General features: G+C 60.1%; 12 protein-coding genes. 4 read left to right on the forward strand and 8 right to left on the reverse strand.

The window, feature by feature from the left end:
• The first annotated feature begins 147 nt into the window (after positions 1 to 147).
• Positions 148 to 4,812 carry a deaminase domain-containing protein gene (locus tag BW979_RS22505; RefSeq protein WP_083714452.1) on the forward strand — a complete coding sequence of 1,555 codons (4,665 nt, stop codon included), beginning with the start codon at positions 148 to 150 and terminating at the stop codon, positions 4,810 to 4,812.
• A 10-nt stretch (positions 4,813 to 4,822) separates the two neighbouring features.
• Here BW979_RS22505 and BW979_RS22510 read toward each other — a convergent pair whose 3' ends face one another.
• The 5 genes from BW979_RS22510 to BW979_RS22530 all read right to left on the reverse strand — a co-directional run bounded on the left by BW979_RS22510 (position 4,823) and on the right by BW979_RS22530 (position 9,194).
• The gene (locus tag BW979_RS22510) at positions 4,823 to 6,640 is read right to left on the reverse strand and encodes an ABC transporter ATP-binding protein (RefSeq protein WP_076385790.1); all 1,818 of its coding nucleotides are present in this window, start codon (positions 6,638 to 6,640) and stop codon (positions 4,823 to 4,825) included.
• Positions 6,633 to 7,235, reverse strand: coding sequence for a DsbA family protein (locus BW979_RS22515; RefSeq protein WP_171061403.1), 603 nt, complete (start codon positions 7,233 to 7,235; stop codon positions 6,633 to 6,635). The genes BW979_RS22510 and BW979_RS22515 overlap by 8 nt, the downstream gene beginning before the upstream one ends.
• Positions 7,236 to 7,271: 36 nt before the next feature.
• Positions 7,272 to 8,213: an oxygen-dependent tRNA uridine(34) hydroxylase TrhO gene (gene trhO / locus BW979_RS22520; protein WP_076385792.1), complete on the reverse strand. Its 942-nt coding sequence runs from the start codon at positions 8,211 to 8,213 to the stop codon at positions 7,272 to 7,274.
• Positions 8,214 to 8,363: 150 nt separating this feature from the next.
• The gene (locus tag BW979_RS22525) at positions 8,364 to 8,663 is read right to left on the reverse strand and encodes a BolA family protein (protein ID WP_047226295.1); all 300 of its coding nucleotides are present in this window, start codon (positions 8,661 to 8,663) and stop codon (positions 8,364 to 8,366) included.
• A 12-nt stretch (positions 8,664 to 8,675) separates the two neighbouring features.
• Positions 8,676 to 9,194: a DUF2059 domain-containing protein gene (locus tag BW979_RS22530; protein ID WP_047226294.1), complete on the reverse strand. Its 519-nt coding sequence runs from the start codon at positions 9,192 to 9,194 to the stop codon at positions 8,676 to 8,678.
• 190 nt (positions 9,195 to 9,384) lie between these two features.
• On the opposite strand from BW979_RS22530, the gene BW979_RS22535 reads away from it, so the two are divergent.
• A complete protein-coding gene (locus tag BW979_RS22535) occupies positions 9,385 to 10,779 on the forward strand; it encodes a class II fumarate hydratase (RefSeq protein WP_076385794.1) in 1,395 nt (464 codons plus the stop codon).
• A 165-nt stretch (positions 10,780 to 10,944) separates the two neighbouring features.
• Here BW979_RS22535 and BW979_RS22540 read toward each other — a convergent pair whose 3' ends face one another.
• Complete coding sequence (locus BW979_RS22540) at positions 10,945 to 11,907, reverse strand: DMT family transporter (RefSeq protein WP_076385796.1); 963 nt, start codon at positions 11,905 to 11,907, stop codon at positions 10,945 to 10,947.
• Positions 11,908 to 12,094: 187 nt separating this feature from the next.
• On the opposite strand from BW979_RS22540, the gene BW979_RS22545 reads away from it, so the two are divergent.
• Entirely contained in the window at positions 12,095 to 12,292 is a 198-nt protein-coding gene (locus BW979_RS22545) for a DUF6316 family protein (protein ID WP_047226415.1), read from the forward strand.
• A 184-nt stretch (positions 12,293 to 12,476) separates the two neighbouring features.
• Here the strand turns inward: BW979_RS22545 and BW979_RS22550 are convergent, their stop codons facing one another.
• Positions 12,477 to 13,661, reverse strand: a complete 1,185-nt coding sequence (locus BW979_RS22550; RefSeq protein ID WP_076385798.1) for a thiolase family protein — start codon at positions 13,659 to 13,661, stop codon at positions 12,477 to 12,479.
• A 106-nt stretch (positions 13,662 to 13,767) separates the two neighbouring features.
• A complete protein-coding gene (gene pap, locus BW979_RS22555; RefSeq protein WP_047226290.1) occupies positions 13,768 to 15,288 on the reverse strand; it encodes a polyphosphate:AMP phosphotransferase in 1,521 nt (506 codons plus the stop codon).
• Positions 15,289 to 15,439: 151 nt separating this feature from the next.
• Between pap and mnmC the strand changes: the two genes are divergently transcribed.
• On the forward strand, positions 15,440 to 17,422 hold the full coding sequence (gene mnmC / locus BW979_RS22560) for a bifunctional tRNA (5-methylaminomethyl-2-thiouridine)(34)-methyltransferase MnmD/FAD-dependent 5-carboxymethylaminomethyl-2-thiouridine(34) oxidoreductase MnmC (protein ID WP_076385800.1): 1,983 nt from the start codon (positions 15,440 to 15,442) through the stop codon (positions 17,420 to 17,422).
• Positions 17,423 to 17,499 lie beyond the last annotated feature (77 nt).

The raw sequence follows: 17,499 nt of genomic DNA on the forward strand, positions 1-17,499 counted from the left end.
TGCCAAACGCCATTACAACTTTCCTGCACCCCATACATATCTACCACCCCGGGTTTGCCTGGACTGTTTTGATACGGAACTTCTCTAGACCTTGCACTTTATCGAGGCGCGTAGAGAAACGTTCGTTAATCACCAGGAAACCTCCATATGCAATCTACCGCCGCCCCCGGCCTTTCAACGAGTCTGAGCCCGACACCCTCTTATGCCGAGAAACATCAGGGTTTTCTGGGCGATTACGAGGCCATGCTATCGCTCGTTCGAAACCATCAGATACCGCTGCAGACGTTGGCCGACAGCCTGATCAAGCCCAGGCTTTGTTCACCCATGGCGTTGGAAAATGAAACCGGACAACGAGCACTGCACACGCTCATCCAGGATAAAAACTATCAGGCGCTGTGCAAAACGCTAAGCGCCCCTCATTACCACTTGATCGTCACTTTAAAAGACGGCAAAGCCCTCTACGAGACACTGTCAAGGAACAGAGAAACCACCATTCAGATTCCACTGAACAACGACCCCTCTTGGAACGGGCTGCGTGCAAAGATTGAAAAAACTGCTCGACTATTAGGCGGGCAAATTCGTTTCGACGGCCAAGTAACATTTGCACGAATGACCTGGTTTTACGGTATTACCCCATGCAATCGGCAAAACACCGAGCAACGCCACGCCACGATGAATGCGCTGGAAGAGAAACGCGCTCACCACACGCTGGGGCTTGGACATGGAATAAACATCGACGCCCTGAGCCCCCACACTGAGAACCTGATCACTGACACAGTGCGTCAATTCCTGCCTACGCCGCACACCCCATTGCTGGCCTACCTGGGCGCTTCGGATATCGACACATTGACGACGACGCAAATCCGGGCGAAGCCTTCGGCGTATCTGGAGGCTATTCTGCAATCGACGAACGCCCGGAAACTGGCAACCAGGTTATTGCAAGTGCTGGGCTGGTTTGGCGGCAGACCCGGTGAGGACACGGCTGCAGGGATATGCACCAAGCTGCTCGCCCACGCCATTCGTCTTTGGCTTGAAAAGGAGCAAAACGAGAGCCCGGACAGTATCGCCGGTTACCCGTGGCAACGTTCGTCCAACTGGGGGAAAAGCTATGGGCAGATTCGGGCCGAGTTCGAGGCGCATCTGCTGTCTTCAAAACGCGCCGCGTCAGTGAACGAATCCATTCTGCTCGCGCGTCTTTATCAATCCTTGTTCCCGCCGCACTTCCAGATTCACGATATACCGTCGCAACTGCCTTACCGAAGCTCCACCGTCTGGGTAAATTTTGCTCATGGTGTGGGTCTTGCTGACGCGATCGACCCGACGTTGCTGCAAAGACTGAGTTTCCAGCAACTGGTCGACTTCCCTGGCCAATACGCCAGTGAAGCCACGGCTGATGACCTGAAACTGGTCACCCTGACCAGATTGAAACCCATGCTGGAATGGGCCGTGACAAACGGCCTGGTTGCCCATAAGGCCGACGAGCACTACACCCTGCAGGACATACAGACTGCTGCAGAAAAGCTCGACTTCACCATCGATAGCTTGACCCGGGCGGTCAACTGGCTGGATAGCCGCCCCCCCGAGAGGCTGAACATCGCCCGGCTTAAAATGGCGAAGCTCTTCGCAGACGGCCGGTTCGTGACGGATGGCAGGAAGCTGGTGAAGGAGGCCAGCACTTATGCCGCCCCCGTGACTCGGCTCAGCGGCCCCATCGCAAGACTCGCCCCCCAAACTTACACATTCACGGATGTGTATGCAGCCGGCCAACTCACTGAGCATAAATGGTTCGTCACCCGGCCCGATGGAAAAGTCATCACCGATGTCTGGTTCAAGATCGACCACGATACGACCCTACAGACTAACTTTGCCGCGCCCGGCTTTAGCGCTATTGCCCAGCAGGACAGGAAGCTCCCCGATATCGAGCAAACGTTCAAAACCCATTTCGACATCTACCTCAGCTTCATCAGAAGTTCCTATCGCACGTTGATCACCCACCTGCTCGCATCCCTACCCCTGGCTGATCGCCAAGCCCTGGAGTACGGCGTGACAAAGGTCTACACCCTCAGAAAAGAAACCACGGGCATTGAAGCAAACAATGAATCCGAAGATAAGACGCTGCCCCTGCGCGCGCGTAATGGCTTCATCCTGGAAACGACGAGCCAGCGCAAAACCTCGTACTACGAACTGCTCCCGCGGGCTGGGGTGATCCGCCCACGACCGGATATTCAGCCACACCATATTGGCGCAGAGCGCAAAATCGAAAAGTGGAGAATCAGCCGCGGCTCGGCAGTGAGTGTGGATGTTCTTCGCCATAAAACCCTTCCGTTCGATTGGGATGCCCACGTAAAAGGCACCCTCCCCGGCGCTCACAAAGAATGCCAAGCCATCCTGGACCCACTTGGCGGCACGTTCGGCGAATCGAACAATAGCGACGCCAACCACACCCTACCGCGGACATTGGAGTCGAAAGTCACCCTGGACCTGGCCCGGTACATTTGCGAGAAGCTGCTTTTCGTTGACGAAAAACAGCTCTACGACAGTTGTTATGGCGAAACCGAATTCGACCGTCAAAAGGCCAGGCGTGAAAAAAACCTGGAAATCCTCAAAATGTTTGTGCCCTTCTGGGGCAGTATCGAAGACTTGGCTTCGGGGGACCGTGATCGCCTGGTGAGTGGAGCCTTTGGCCTGTTCACAGATTTTGTTGCATTCGCCCGACCCATGGGCAAGTTTGCGTCAGGCTCGCTGAAGTTGGTCAGCGCCGCGGGCAAGTTGAGCATTGGCAAAGCACTGCCTGCCTTTGCAACGCTGACAGGTAGTTTGCTCAACGCCACCCTGAACCCGCTCGACGGCATTGCGTCCTTGCTACGGGCAGGCAGCCAGAGCGTGTACAGGTTCAGTAAAAAGGGCTATCTGAGTCTCAAGACGTTGTCCGGGCGCGCCGGCCAATACGATTTCGTCCAAGGCATGGCCCAAGCCACGGACCCGGGCCGCTGGCGTCCACTGACAATGAATGACCAGTTGAGCACTGTGCGCGGAGTTGACGATGTTCCTGTGCGCAACACCACAGCCACAGGCAGCGCCGATTACCGTTTGATTGACCCTTTATCGTCCAGGCCTTACGGCCCTGGGCTGGGCGCTGACGTATCACCGGGCCGCTCCCACTTCAACACACGGGCGCAAACCGACATCGAGACCCTCGTTGAGTTACCGGAAAATGCCCGGGTACTAGAAGTGCTTGAAGCCGATGGCAGCCGCCTCTTCTATGTGGATGGCGTGCCCTATCGTTTGAAGGCCGGAACCCTGCGTCGCATCAGCCACCGGGATGACAATCCACCCTTCAGGAAACTGGCGTGCCGTGTTCGTCGTGCGCCGGATGAGGCGTGCAAAACCAGGTATGTAGTGCAAGACAAACCTGCCGAGCGCCCACCCGCGGGCGAGTTCAGCACTGAGTTAAGCTGGGCGCCCTGGTTTGGTGACGCAACGTTCTATCCCTCCACGCCCAAGCATCCCAACGATCGCGCCCTGCTCGCCTTCGAAGGGAAAATCTATGAACTCAAGGACGGCAAGCTCAACACCTACAAAGGCAAACCGCAATGGATCGGTCTCTCCAGCAGAATCCCCATCCCCAAAGAAACCATTACGGCGACCCTGGAATTTCAAACCGGTCTGTACGGTGGCATCAAAGTAACCGGTTCGGCAGAAAAAATTGACGATATCCATCAAACCGGCGCGCTCATCATTCCCTCGATCGATGAGCAGTTCACGTACATATTCACCCGCTTGAACACGGATGATTATTACATGACCAGATTGCTCTCCACTGAGAGTGTCGAGTCTGCTCTGAGCCTGAAAAGGCTTGGCCCAAGCGACCTGACGCCCGGCTCTTTGGGAGAAGAGCTGCAACGGGTTTATATCGGTTCGTTGAACGCCAACAACGCCGCGCGAATCTACGGCAGAGACCAGGTCGAACGGGCACTGGACAAGATCGATGAAATTTCGATACCCATTGGCGCACCGAGCCATCCACCCTCCAATATGAAGTGGTTGAAAGTCAGTACCTACCCCGCCGAGGCGGTGTTATTCGATCGTCGCACCAGGATGATTGTCTCTGATTTGCCTAACGGAGCAGCCGTGTGGCAACCCACCACACAAGCGCCCGAAGCCATACAAAAATCAACCGCAAGCATCTTCAACGCGCTTTTTACATCGCCGTCCATTGCCGGCCCGTCTCAATCCACCACCCGAGCGGTGACCATCAATGACGCCATGCGAGAACTGCAAAAAACCCTTCCGACCAAAAATCAAAAGAACATAGCTTTTGCCCACGTCATCACGGCATCCGGAAACAACGAAATATATGTCAGTGTTTCCGGAATCGAGGACTACACCCGGCACCTGCCGCTGTTCAAATCCCACAGTGGCTATACGCAAGTCAACGTCAAAGAGGCCACTTACTTCAATGTTGATGGCATCAGGAACGCGATTGACCCTGCCTCCCTCACTCTGAGCGCCGATGGAAAATTGCTCGCTATCCCCCATCTGATGGATGCTCCGGGCACCTCGGACAGGCTCAGTCGAGTGACCTCTGCGGACAGTGAAAGCAAACTGATTGCCTACATCAGCGAAAAGTATCCAAACCCTGAAGACATCAAGTCGATCACGCTTGCCACCACCCTGCCTCCTTGCGAATCCTGCGCGATTGTCATGAAGGAGTTCGGTCATGAGCGCGGAGCCGCTGCGTTGAACGTCATCTGGGGACAGCGCCGTAAGCGTCCGGCAACTGAAATGAGCTCTTCAACCGAATCCGATTGATCCCTGGCGATCAATGCTGCTGCAGATGCCCGTAGAGCTTGGCGTATAAACCACCGTCAGCAATCAGTTGCTGATGGTCGCCATCCTCGGCGATTTGTCCGCCGTCGAACACCAGCACGCGGTCGGCCTGCTTCACGGCCGACAACCGGTGCGCGATGATCAAGGTGGTCCGGTTGCTCAAGAACCGCGCCAGCGCCTGGTGCAGGTTGTACTCGGTGGCGGCGTCCAGCGCCGACGTCGCCTCGTCGAGGATCACCACCTTGGGCTCGGCCAGCACCATCCGGGCAATGGCCAGGCGCTGGCGCTGGCCGCCGGACAGACGCACGCCGGAACGGCCGACGATGCTGTCCAGACCGTTGGGCAAACTTATGATCGTCTGGTGCAGTTGGGCGATTTCCAGTGCCTGCCAGCAGGCCTCATCCGTGCGCTCGCGGCCCATGGTCAGGTTGGCCCGTACCGTGTCGTTGAACAGCGCGGGATGCTGCAGGACCACGGCAACATTGTCGCGCACGGTTTCCAGGCCGATTTCCTGCTGAGTCGAACCACCGAAACGGATAGTCCCGGCCAGCGGCGTGTACAGCCCCAACAGCAACTGGACCAAGGTACTTTTGCCACCCCCGCTGGCCCCGACAATCGCGACTTTCTCACCGGGGGCAATCGACAGGTTCATCTGGTTCAGCACCAGTTCGTCGCCGTAGCCGAAACTCAGCCCCTGAACTTCGATACCCACGGTGGCACGCCCCTGGAACGGGTTAACACTGCCGGTGTATTGCGGTTCGTCGGCACGGGCCAACAACTCGTTGATCCGCGACAATGCGCCCCCGGCGGCATAAAACGCGTACTGCAGATTGAGCAGTTGCTCCACCGGTCCGATCATGAACCACAGGTAGCTGAACACCGCCAGCATCTGGCCGATGGAGAGGTCGGAGAACAGTACGGTGAGCATCGCCGCTGCGCGGAAAATATCGATACCAAACTGAAACAGCAAACCGCTGGCGCGGTTCGAGGCATCGGTTTTCCACTGTGAACTCACTGCGTAATCACGGACCTCCCTGGCCCGTGTCCCCAATCGACCCAGGAAATAACCCTGGCGGTTACCGGCACGCACCTCCTGGATGGCATCCAGGGTTTCGGTCAGGGCCTGGGTGAAGCGCGAGGTGCTGTCATTCTCCAGCTTCTTGAGGTGCTTGACCCGTTTGCCCAACTGGACCGTGGCGTAGATCACCAACGGGTTGAACAACAGGATCAGCAGCGCCAGTTGCCAGTGCATCCACACCAGAATGCCGGCAGTGCCCACCAGTGTCAGCATCGCCACCAGGAAACGACTGAGGGTTTCGCCGATGAATTTATCAAGCGTGTCCAGGTCGGTGACCAGGTGTGTGGTCACGGTACCGCTGCCCAGGCTTTCGTACTCGCCCAGGGAAATACGTTTGAGCCGTTCGATCAATCGGACGCGAATGCGATAGACGATGTCCTTGGCCAGCCTGGCGAACAATCGCGCCTGCAGCACGTTGAACAGCAAAGCGCCGCATCGCAGGACCAGGGTCACCACCAGCATCAGGCCAATATAACCGGCCGCGCTTTGCCAGCCGCTGGGCAACGCATGGTTCATGACCTTCAATGCCGCGTCGCCCTGGCCCAGCAGCACTTCGTCCACTAAAAGCGGCAGTAGCAGCGGGATCGGTACGCTGCACAGCGTCGCCAGCACGGCCACGCCGTTGGCGATCCACAGGGCTTTCTTGTGTTTAAGGGCCAGACGGCGGATTTCTGCCCAGCTCAAGCGGTCGACGCGCTGCCCAGGGGATGCGTCATCCGCCCGGTCAGGCACAGGCCGCGCGCTCCAGCCAGCGGCCCAACAGTGGAGACAACTGGCTCAGGGGCTGGTAGCCGTTGGTAAGCAAGGCCAATTGACCGTCACGCTCGGCCAGCAGCGTAGGAAAACCCGCGATGCCAAGATCCTGCACCCAGGTGAAATCCGCGGCAGTGGCCGCATGTTGCTCGGCGCGGTCAAAGGCTGCGGCGAACTCGATGCGTGGCAGTCCAGCCTGTTCGGCCAGTTCCACCAGGACGCTGGCGTGGGTCACATCACGACCCTCGACATAAAACGCCTGCTGGATCAGCTTCAACAGCTTCCAGGCCAGGTCCGGCGCCAGGCCACGGGCCGTCACCAGTGCCCGGCAGGCCGGTTCGGTGTCATAGACAAAACCGTCCGGCAGCGCCCCTTCAAGCTTGAACGTCTGGCCGGTGGCCTGGGTGACGGCCTGCCAATGCTCGAGGATGTAGCGTCGGGTGGTCGGCTCCAGGGCCGAACCGCTGCCGGTGCGCAAACCGCCCACCACCAGGTGCAGTTCTACCCCGGCGGCCTGCGCCTGCTCGACCAGTGCCTCGGCAACCGGCGCAAACCCCCAGCACCAGGAACACATCGGGTCCATCACATAGAGCAGGCGTGGCGCCATGGTTCAAACCTCGGAAGGTGATTGCTTATAGTTGTAGCCGATCGGATGCGGCATGTTGCGGGCCTTGGCCAGTTCGATCTGCTTTTGCCGGTCGATGGCGCTGCGCCGGGTCTTCTCGCTCAGCTTGTCCCAGCAATGCGGGCAACTGATGCCTGGCACGTAGTGCTCCGAAGCACGGTCTTCTACGCTCACCGGTGTACGACAGGCATGACACTGATCGTAGTCGCCTTCGCTAAGGTCATGGCGAACGGTCACGCGGTTATCGAACACGAAGCAGTCGCCGCGCCATTTGGTTTCTTCCTGAGGCACCTCTTCAAGGTACTTCAGGATGCCACCCTTGAGGTGATAGACCTCGTCGAAACCCTGGCCGAGCATGTAGCTGGAAGCTTTTTCGCAGCGAATGCCACCGGTGCAGAACATCGCGACTTTCTTGTGCCTGGCCGGGTCGAAGTTGGCTTTGATGTACTCGGGGAACTCGCGAAAGCTGGTGGTCTTGGGGTCGATCGCGCCTTCAAAGGTGCCGATGGACACTTCGTAGTCGTTGCGCGTGTCGATCAGCAAGACTTCCGGATCGCTGATCAGTGCGTTCCAGTCCTGCGGTTCGACATAAGTGCCAACCTGTTTGTTGGGATCCACGCCTTCGACGCCGAGGGTGACGATTTCCTTCTTGAGCTTGACCTTGGTGCGATAGAACGGCTGCTCATCGCAGTACGACTCCTTGTGGTCGATGTCGATCATGCGCGGGTCGTTTTTGAGCCAGGCCAGCAATCCGTCGATGCCTTCGCGAGTGCCGGAAACGGTGCCGTTGATGCCTTCTTCGGCGATCAGCAGCGTGCCTTTGATGCCGTTGTCGAGCATGGCCTTGAGCAATGGCTCACGCAGCTCGACGTAATCTTCAAGGGTGACGAACTTATACAGTGCCGCCACGACAATGGATGGTGTCATGGGTATTTCTCCAGGTGGCTACCCTCGCAAAGGGTGAACCGGATGCGAAAAAAAACGCGCCCCGTGAGGCGCGTTGCGGATTCTAACAAAAAACAGAGGGGTTGCAGGAGTGCAGCGACAACAGCCACAACAGCAGTCATTCTCTGCAGATCAGTGCTTGCTGCCACCGGCACAAGTCGGCGAAGCCGGGGCTGTATCGATCTGCGCCCATTCCTCGGGGGTATAGGTGTGCAGCGCCAACGCATGGAACTCACCCATCAGCTCGCCCAGCGTGCCGTAGACCTTCTGATGACGCTTGACGCGATTGAGCCCCTCGAACTGGTGGCTGACCACCACGGCCTTGAAGTGGGTCTGTAACCCACGGCTGTGCATGTGGCTTTCATCCAGCACTTGCAGGTGCTCGGGCTGCAACAGCCCGAGCGTCGATTCGATGCGTTGTTGCATGCTCATACCGGGCTCCGCTTACGGCTTTTTCTTGGCAGGGGCGGCTTTGGGCTCAAGCTCGGCGGTCATGTCCGCCAGCAGCTTGTTGACCACCGGCACCGCGCTTTCCAGCTTGGCCTGGGTCAACTGGGCCGATTGCTGGGTCAGCTGGGGCATTTTTTCCAGGACTTTCTTGCCCAGGGGCGAACGGTAGAAGGACACCAGTTCCTTGAGCTCCGGCTCGCTGAAGTTGGAGGTGTAAAGCTTGACCATGTCCGGCTTGAGCTTCTTCCAGCCGATGGCCTGATCCAGCGCGGCGTTGGCCTTGGCCTGGTAGGTTTCGAGGGTGGCTTTTTTCGACTCGGGAGCCTTGGTCTGTTCAAAGCGCTGGGCAAACATCTGCTGCACTTGCATGTACACCGGGGTACCCAGTTTGTCGGCGTGCGCCAGGGTCAGGAACTCTTCGGCACTGGCGTTGTGGCTGGCGGTATCGGCAAAAACAGGACTGCTGGCACACACCAGAGCAACTGCGGTACAGATGGCACGAAGACGGGTCATCGAGTTTCCTTTTCTACAGGCGAGGTAAAACCCCAAGGGCGATCATTCTGCGCCTAATAAACGCCGAGCCTCAACCCCATTGCTCTACGCGTCCGATTGACGGGCCGAAACGATCGAAAAATGATTGAGGGAACCCGTGTCGCCCTTCAGGGCCTAAACTGCGCATTCAGACCTACAGGAGTTTGACCCGATGAGCCGTATCGAAACCGACAGCCTTGGCCAGGTTGAAGTCCCGGATGAAGCCTACTGGGGCGCCCAGACGCAGCGCTCCCTGATCAACTTTGCCATTGGCAACGAACGCATGCCGCTGTCGGTGCTGCACGCCCTGGCGCTGATCAAGAAAGCCGCCGCGCGGGTCAATGACCGCAATGGCGACTTGCCTGCCGACATCGCGCGCCTGATCGAACAGGCCGCCGACGAAGTCCTGGCCGGCCAGCATGACGACCAATTCCCCCTGGTGGTCTGGCAGACCGGCAGCGGAACCCAAAGCAACATGAACGTCAACGAAGTGATCGCCGGGCGCGCCAACGAGCTGGCGGGCAATCCCCGCGGCGGCAAGAGCCCGGTGCACCCGAACGATCACGTCAACCGCTCCCAGAGCTCCAACGACTGCTTCCCCACCGCCATGCACATCGCCGCCATCCAGGCGGTACATCAGCAATTGCTGCCGGCGATCGCCGAGTTGTCCGGCGCACTGGCGGAACTGGCGGCGCGCCACATGAAACTGGTCAAGACCGGCCGCACCCACATGATGGATGCCACGCCGATCACCTTCGGCCAAGAATTGTCAGCCTTCATCGCTCAACTCGATTACGCCGAACGGGCGATCCGTGCGGCACTGCCGGCGGTTTGCGAACTTGCCCAGGGCGGCACGGCAGTGGGCACCGGGCTCAACTCGCCCCACGGCTTCGGCGAGGCGATCGCCGCTGAACTGGCGGCGCTGTCCGGTCTGCCCTTCGTCACCGCGCCAAACAAGTTCGCGGCGTTGGCCGGCCATGAGCCCCTGACCACGTTGTCCGGCGCGCTGAAAACCCTGGCCGTGACCCTGATGAAGATTGCCAATGACCTGCGCCTGCTGGGCTCCGGGCCACGGGCCGGGTTCGCCGAAGTGAAGTTGCCGGCCAATGAGCCGGGCAGCTCCATCATGCCCGGCAAGGTCAACCCGACCCAGTGCGAAGCCTTGTCGATGCTGGCCTGCCAGGTCATGGGCAACGACGTGACCATCGGTTTCGCCGCCAGCCAGGGTCATTTGCAATTGAACGTGTTCAAGCCGGTGATCATTCACAACCTGTTGCAGTCGATCCGTCTGCTGGCCGATGGCTGCAGCAATTTCCAGCAGCACTGCATCGCCGGGCTCGAACCGGATGCCGAGCAGATGGCGGCGCATCTGGAACGTGGCTTGATGCTGGTCACCGCCCTGAACACACACATCGGCTATGACAAATCCGCCGAAATCGCCAAGAAAGCCTACGGCGAAGGGCTGACCCTGCGCGAAGCGGCCTTGCAGTTGGGGTATCTGACCGACGAAGAGTTCGATGCCTGGGTGCGGCCGGAGAATATGCTGGAGGCCGGAAGCCAGGGCTGAGATGTGTGCTTGGTTGGACGCAAAGCGTGCGCTCAACACAACCCACCTGTGGGAGCGAGCATGCTCGCGATGAGGCCGCTCGGCTCGACATCATTATCGACGACCAGACCGCTATCGCGCGCAGGCTCGCTCCCACAAAAAAGCGGTTCTTCTTGCAGTCGCGGTCTATCGCCCGACAGCCAGTCGCTCACGCCGGGCCCTGAGCCCGGCAATCAGCGACGGCCCCAGGGCAACCAATGCCGATCCCAACACCACCAGCACCGCCCCGCCATACCCCAACAGATTGATCTGCTCGGCATGCACGTAGTCAGGCCACCACCAGGCTGCCAACGCCACCGCAGCGAAGGTCACCAGCGGCGTGATCGCCAGGGTCGCGCTGACCCGCGACGCCTCCCAATGAGCCAGGGCCTCGGCAAAGGCGCCGTAGGCAATCAGGGTATTGAGGCAGCAAGCAAGCAGTAGCCAGCCTTGCAGCGGACTCAGTTGCAGTGCCTCCAGCGGATGCACCCAGGGCGTGAGCAGCAGCGCGCAGAACAGGTAGATCACCATCATCACCTGCAACGAATTCCACACCGTCAGCAGTTGCTTCTGGCCCAGGGCATAGAAGGTCCAGACCGTCGACGCCAGCAACACCATCAAGACCCCGGCGGTGTAGTCGCTCAGGGACGTCAGCAGCTCGCCGAGGCGCTGGTTGAAAAACAGCGTGAAGCCGATCAACAACACCAGCAGGCCGATGCCCTGTCCCACGCTGAAACGCTCCTTGAACACAAACAGGCTGGCCACCAGCAACATGATCGGCCCCATCTGCACCACCAGTTGCGCGGTGCCGGGGCTCAAGCGATTGAGGCCCATCAGGTACAGCACGTAGTTGCCGACCAGCCCCAACACCGCCATCGCCACCAGCCAGCCACCCCGGGGGCCCAACACCTTGCGACTGGGCAAACGGCGAGTGGCCGTCAGGTAGATGAACAGCAAGCCACCGGACACCAGCAAGCGAAACCAGGTCACGGTGACCGGATCCATCACCTGCAGCACTTGCTTGAGCTTGATCGGCAGGATGCCCCACAGCAGGGCGGTCAGCAGGGCAAGGAACAGGCCGTAGACCCAGCGACCGGACGATATGTGCATGCAACCCTCGCGGCTCAAGACAAAGAGCTCCCATTCTAGGCGCGGATCGCTCCAGGACACAGGGACAGTTAGGCCGTGGACGTCCATGGGACTGTACGGGTCGTTGCCGTCGATCGCCTGGCCAGGCGCAAATCAAGGACTGCGCATAAGCTCAAATGACATTGCCCCGCTGCCTTTGGAGACCGCCATGTTTGGCAAACGCGCCCAGGATCCCGCCCCTACGACGATTTTTCGCAGCGACCGGATCTGCCGGGTAAACGGCGAGTTTTACTTCAATACTCGGGAAGGCACGCAGGAAGGCCCGTTCGCCAGCCGTGAGGCGGCAGAACGGGAGATAAAAGCGTATATCGCGCGGATGCAGCAACTGACCCAGGTTGCCAGCTAGCGCAGCTGACGCAGCCCCCCTTGTGGCGAGGGGATTTATCCCCGCTGGGCTGCAAAGCAGCCCCAAAGCAAACCACTCTGTCAGCCTGATATACCTCGGTTGTAGATTTTAGGGTTGCTGCGCAACCCAGCGGGGATAAATCCCCTCGCCACAAGTAATCATCTCGCTAACTGTCAGCGCCCGGTTATCTCACCGCCTCAAACAACCCCGTCGCCCCCATCCCGCCGCCCACGCACATGGTCACGATGCCGTAGCGCAGGCTGCGCCGTTGCAGCTCGCGCACCAGATGGCCGACCTGGCGCGAACCGGTCATGCCGAACGGGTGGCCAATGGAAATCGAACCGCCGTTGACGTTGTACTTCTCGTTATCGATTTCCAGCCGGTTACGACTGTAGAGACACTGGGATGCGAAGGCTTCGTTGAGTTCCCACAAGTCGATATCATCGATATGCAAGCCCTTGGCCTTGAGCAGTTTGGGCACCGAAAACACCGGACCGATACCCATTTCGTCCGGCGCGCAACCGGCCACGGTAAAGCCACGGAAAAACGCCTTGGGCTTGAGCCCCAGGGCCAGGGCTTTTTCCAGGCTCATCACCAGGGTCATCGAAGCCCCGTCGGACAACTGTGACGAGTTGCCTGCCGTCACCGAGCCGTCTTCGGCGAACACCGGCTTCAAGCCCGCCAGACTTTCATAGGTGGTGTCGGGGCGGTTGCAATCGTCGCGATCAACCACGCCGTCGAGAATCTGCACCGCACCGGTGTTCTTGTCCTCGACCTTGTACTTGACCGCCATCGGCACGATCTCGTCGTCGAACAGCCCGGCCGCCTGGGCCTGGGCAGTGCGCTGCTGGCTCTGTAAGGCGTAGCGATCCTGTTCTTCACGGCTGACCTGATAACGGCGGGCGACGACCTCAGCGGTCTGGCCCATGGGGAAATAAATCCCCGGCACTTGCTCCTTGAGCAGCGGGTTGATCAGGTGATCGGTATTGACGCTTTTCATTGTCAGGCTGATAGATTCCACGCCACCGGCAACAATGATCTCGCTGCAACCGGAGGCGATCTGGTTGGCGGCGATGGCGATGGCTTGCAGGCCCGAGGAGCAGAAGCGGTTGAGGGTCATGCCGGCAGTGCCGATGCCCAGTTGCGAAAGCACCGCCACGTTACGGCCGATGTTATAGCCCTGGGCGCCCTCGTTCGAACCGGCGCCGACGATACAGTCCTCGACGCTGGCCGGATCGATCCCGTTGCGCGCCAACAATGCATCGACACAATGGGCCGCCATGTCGTCCGGACGGGTCATGTTGAACTTGCCGCGAAAAGACTTGGCCAGGCCGGTCCGCACGCTGTCGACGATCACCACTTCACGCATGGCTGTACCTCAATTGTTATTGTCGGTTAGGAGTCAATTGAGCATAAATCCACTGTATAACCGACCGCGACGATCATTCACCCCGCGTATGCGTTCCCATCGGCCACTATTTGCCCTTGCTCGCCTTGCGAGCCTGCTTTGCTGAGCGCTCGAAGGCCTCCTCCAGCGCTTCATTAAGCGTGCGCAACACCTTGACCCGCGCCCAGCGCTTGTCGTTGGCCTCCACCAGGGTCCAGGGAGAAATCTCGGTGCTGGTGCGGTCAACCATGTCGCACACCGCCGCCCGGTAGGCATCCCATTTGTCACGGTTGCGCCAGTCGTCCTCGGTGATCTTGAAGCGCTTGAAAGGAATTTCCTCGCGTTCCTGGAAGCGCTCCAGTTGAGTCTCCTTGTCGATGGCCAGCCAGAACTTGACGACCACGACTCCGGCGTCGGCAATCTGCTCCTCGAAATCGTTGATCTCGCCGTAGGCCCGCAGCCAGTCGGCCTTGCTGCAAAAACCTTCGACCCGCTCCACCAGCACCCGGCCGTACCAGGAGCGATCGAACACGGTGAACTTGCCCCGCGCCGGGATATGCCGCCAGAACCGCCACATGTAGGGATGGGCGCGCTCTTCCTCGGTGGGTGCGGCAATCGGTACGATGCTGTACTGGCGCGGGTCGAGCGCTGCCGCGACCCGCCGGATCGCCCCACCCTTGCCCGCCGCATCATTGCCCTCGAACACCGCCACCAGGGCATGGCGGCGCATGCGTTTATCGCGCAACAGGCCGGAAAAACGCGCCTGCTCGGCGATCAGTTGTTCTTCGTAATCGGCCTTGTCCAGACGCAGGGTCATGTCCAGGCTGTCCAGCAGCGTGACCTGGTCGTCCAGCGGCGGCAGTGGCGCCACATTGACCTTTTCCGCTTTGATCCTCGAGCGGTGCAAGGCCTGGCGCATCCCGTCAAGCAGGATCCGTCCGACCGTAAGGCTTCGATAATAACTGTCCATGCCTTCGATCACATGCCACGGGGCGTAGTCTCGACTGGTGCGGCGCAGGACCCGCTCACCGTATTTGACGAACTTGTCGTAGGTCTGGGACTGCTGCCAGTCCAGCGGGCTGATGCGCCAGCTGTGCAGCGGGTCGTCCTTGAGCCCCTTGAGCCGGGCTTTCATCTGTTTCTTGGACAGGTGGAACCAGAACTTGAAGATCAGCGCGCCTTCATCGCAGAGCATTTTCTCCAACCGTTCAGCGCCATTGATGGCCTGATCGAGCCGTGGGTCCTTGATCTGGCCATGAACGCGCCCCTGCAGCATCTGGCTGTACCAGTTGCCAAAGAAAATCCCCATGCGTCCCTTGGCCGGCAGCATCCGCCAATAACGCCAGGCCGGTGGCCGCGCCAGCTCCTCGTCGGTCTGCTGATCGAAGGTACGCACTTCGATCAGCCGCGGGTCCATCCACTCATTGAGCAATTTCACCGTTTCGCCCTTGCCGGCGCCTTCGATGCCGTTGATCAGCACGATGACCGGAAAACGGCTCTGCTGGTGTAGCTCGTACTGGGCTTCGAGCAACGCTTCACGCAGTGCCGGCACTTCGGCGTCATAGGTGTCTTTATCGACGGCGTGACCGATTTCAGCGGATTCGAACATGGACAGCTCCTTCCAGGGAATGGGGCAAGACTAGCGGATTGGACGCGGGCCGGTGCAGCAGATTCCATCCAGACGAACGCTGTATTGCGATGGGTCAAGCAAGCCCATACCGATCGGCTAGAATGGCCTCCCAGTTTTGACCGAGCCTGCCATGACACCCGTACAGCACCACGCCCAACTCGACTGGGACGATCAGGGTCGCCCGCGCTCGCGGGTGTTCGACGATGTGTATTTTTCCGATCAGTCGGGCCTGGAAGAAACCCGCTATGTGTTCCTTGAACAGAACAACCTGACCGAGCGTTTTGCCGCGCTGCCGGACGACGGGCGGCTGGTGATCGGCGAGACCGGGTTTGGCACCGGGCTGAATTTTCTCTGCGCCTGGCAGTTGTTCGAGCAGTGCGCACCGGCCGGGGCGCGGCTGCATTTTGTCAGTGTCGAGAAATTCCCCTTGAGCCCCCCCGACCTGCGCCGGGCACTGGATTTGTGGCCGCAACTCAAGCTTCAGGCGGATCAATTGCTTGCGCAGTACGTCGCCATCCATCAGGGCTTCCAGCGCCTGACGCTGGGAGACGGCCGGGTGACCCTGACCTTGTTGATCGGCGACGCCCTGGAACAATTGCCACAGCTGGATGCGCAAATCGACGCCTGGTTCCTGGACGGTTTCGCGCCGGCGAAAAATCCCGAGATGTGGACCGCCGAGCTGTTTGCCGAACTGGCGCGCTTGGCTGCCCCCGGCGCGACCCTCAGCACCTTTACCAGCACCGGCTGGGTGCGACGGTTGTTGAACGCGGCCGGCTTCAAGATGAAGCGTACGCCGGGCATCGGCCATAAATGGGAAATCCTTCGCGGGGTGTTTCTCGGCTGGCCGCAACTGACACCCGCACCGCCCCCGGTAAAACCCTGGTACGCCCGCCCCACGGCGCACAGCGGCGAGCGTCGAGCCCTGGTGATCGGCGGCGGCCTGGCCGGTTGCGCCAGCGCGTCCAGCCTCGCGGCCCGTGGCTGGCAGGTGACACTGCTGGAACGGCATGCCGGGTTGGCCGAAGAAGCGTCCGGCAACCCGCAGGGCGTGTTGTATCTCAAGCTTTCGGCCCATGGTACGGCGCTGTCGCAGATGATCCTCAGCGGTTTCGGTTACACCCGGCGCCTGCTCGAACATCTGCAGCGAGGTGTGGACTGGGACGGCTGCGGTGTCTTGCAACTGGCCTTCAGCGCCAAGGAAGCCGAGCGCCAGGCGCAATTGTCCGAGGCCTTTGCCGAAGATTTGCTGCATGTCCTGGATCAACCCCAGGCCGAGGCGCGGTCCGGTATCGGCCTGGCCTGTGGCGGTCTGTTTTACCCGCAAGGCGGTTGGGTACATCCGCCCGCGCTGTGCCGCTGGCAGGCATCCGCCCCCAAGATTGAGGTGCAAAACCACCATGAAGTCCTCGAGCTACGCCGCGTAGACGGTCAGTGGCAGGCCTGGGACGGTGAACGTTGCCTGGCCAGCGCGCCGGTAGTGATCCTCGCCAGCGCCGCCGAGATCAAACGCTTCGATGCGGCCGCCGACTTGCCCCTCAAGCGCATTCGCGGGCAGATCACCCGTCTGTCGCAAACCGCCCACAGCCAGGCGCTGCGCACGGTGGTCTGCGCCGAAGGCTACGTGGCTCCGACACGGTTGGGCGAGCACACCCTGGGGGCCAGTTTCGATTTCAAGAACGACGACCTGACCCCTACCGCCGCCGAGCACGCCGGCAACCTGCAGATGCTGGAGCAAATCTCCGCTGATCTGGTGGAACGCCTGGACGCCAGCACCCTGGACCCGGCACACCTCCAGGGCCGCGCGGCGTTCCGTTGCACCAGTCCGGACTATCTGCCGATTGTCGGCCCGTTGGCCGAGAGTCAGGCCTTCACCCAGGCATACTCGGCGCTGAGCAAGGACGCCCGCCAAGTGCCGGACTGCCCATGCCCCTGGCTCGATGGCTTGTACATCAACAGCGGCCACGGCTCCCGGGGCCTGATCACCGCGCCATTGTCGGGCGAGTTGATTGCCGCCTGGCTGGACAACGAACCTTTGCCCCTGCCCCGAAGCGTGGCCGAGGCCTGTCATCCGAACCGGTTTGCGTTGCGGGCGCTGGTTCGGGGCAAGGCCTAATGCAGATTGCCGGTATGCCACAAAAACCTGTGGGAGCGAGCCTGCTCGCGATTGCGCCAGATCATCTGGCATCTAAG

The sequence above is a fragment of the Pseudomonas sp. A214 genome (assembly GCF_900156295.1).
Classification (GTDB): Bacteria; Pseudomonadota; Gammaproteobacteria; order Pseudomonadales; family Pseudomonadaceae; genus Aquipseudomonas; species Aquipseudomonas rhizophila.

Coding starts and splice junctions, on each gene's coding strand:
- trhO (WP_076385792.1), bottom strand. CDS start 8,213: ATGACACCATCCATTGTCGTGGCGGCACTGTATAAGTTCGTCACCCTT.
- BW979_RS22535 (WP_076385794.1), top strand. CDS start 9,385: ATGAGCCGTATCGAAACCGACAGCCTTGGCCAGGTTGAAGTCCCGGAT.
- BW979_RS22530 (WP_047226294.1), bottom strand. CDS start 9,194: ATGACCCGTCTTCGTGCCATCTGTACCGCAGTTGCTCTGGTGTGTGCC.
- BW979_RS22550 (WP_076385798.1), bottom strand. CDS start 13,661: ATGCGTGAAGTGGTGATCGTCGACAGCGTGCGGACCGGCCTGGCCAAG.
- BW979_RS22505 (WP_083714452.1), top strand. CDS start 148: ATGCAATCTACCGCCGCCCCCGGCCTTTCAACGAGTCTGAGCCCGACA.
- BW979_RS22540 (WP_076385796.1), bottom strand. CDS start 11,907: ATGCACATATCGTCCGGTCGCTGGGTCTACGGCCTGTTCCTTGCCCTG.
- BW979_RS22545 (WP_047226415.1), top strand. CDS start 12,095: ATGTTTGGCAAACGCGCCCAGGATCCCGCCCCTACGACGATTTTTCGC.
- BW979_RS22515 (WP_171061403.1), bottom strand. CDS start 7,235: ATGTGTTCCTGGTGCTGGGGGTTTGCGCCGGTTGCCGAGGCACTGGTC.
- BW979_RS22525 (WP_047226295.1), bottom strand. CDS start 8,663: ATGAGCATGCAACAACGCATCGAATCGACGCTCGGGCTGTTGCAGCCC.
- mnmC (WP_076385800.1), top strand. CDS start 15,440: ATGACACCCGTACAGCACCACGCCCAACTCGACTGGGACGATCAGGGT.
- pap (WP_047226290.1), bottom strand. CDS start 15,288: ATGTTCGAATCCGCTGAAATCGGTCACGCCGTCGATAAAGACACCTAT.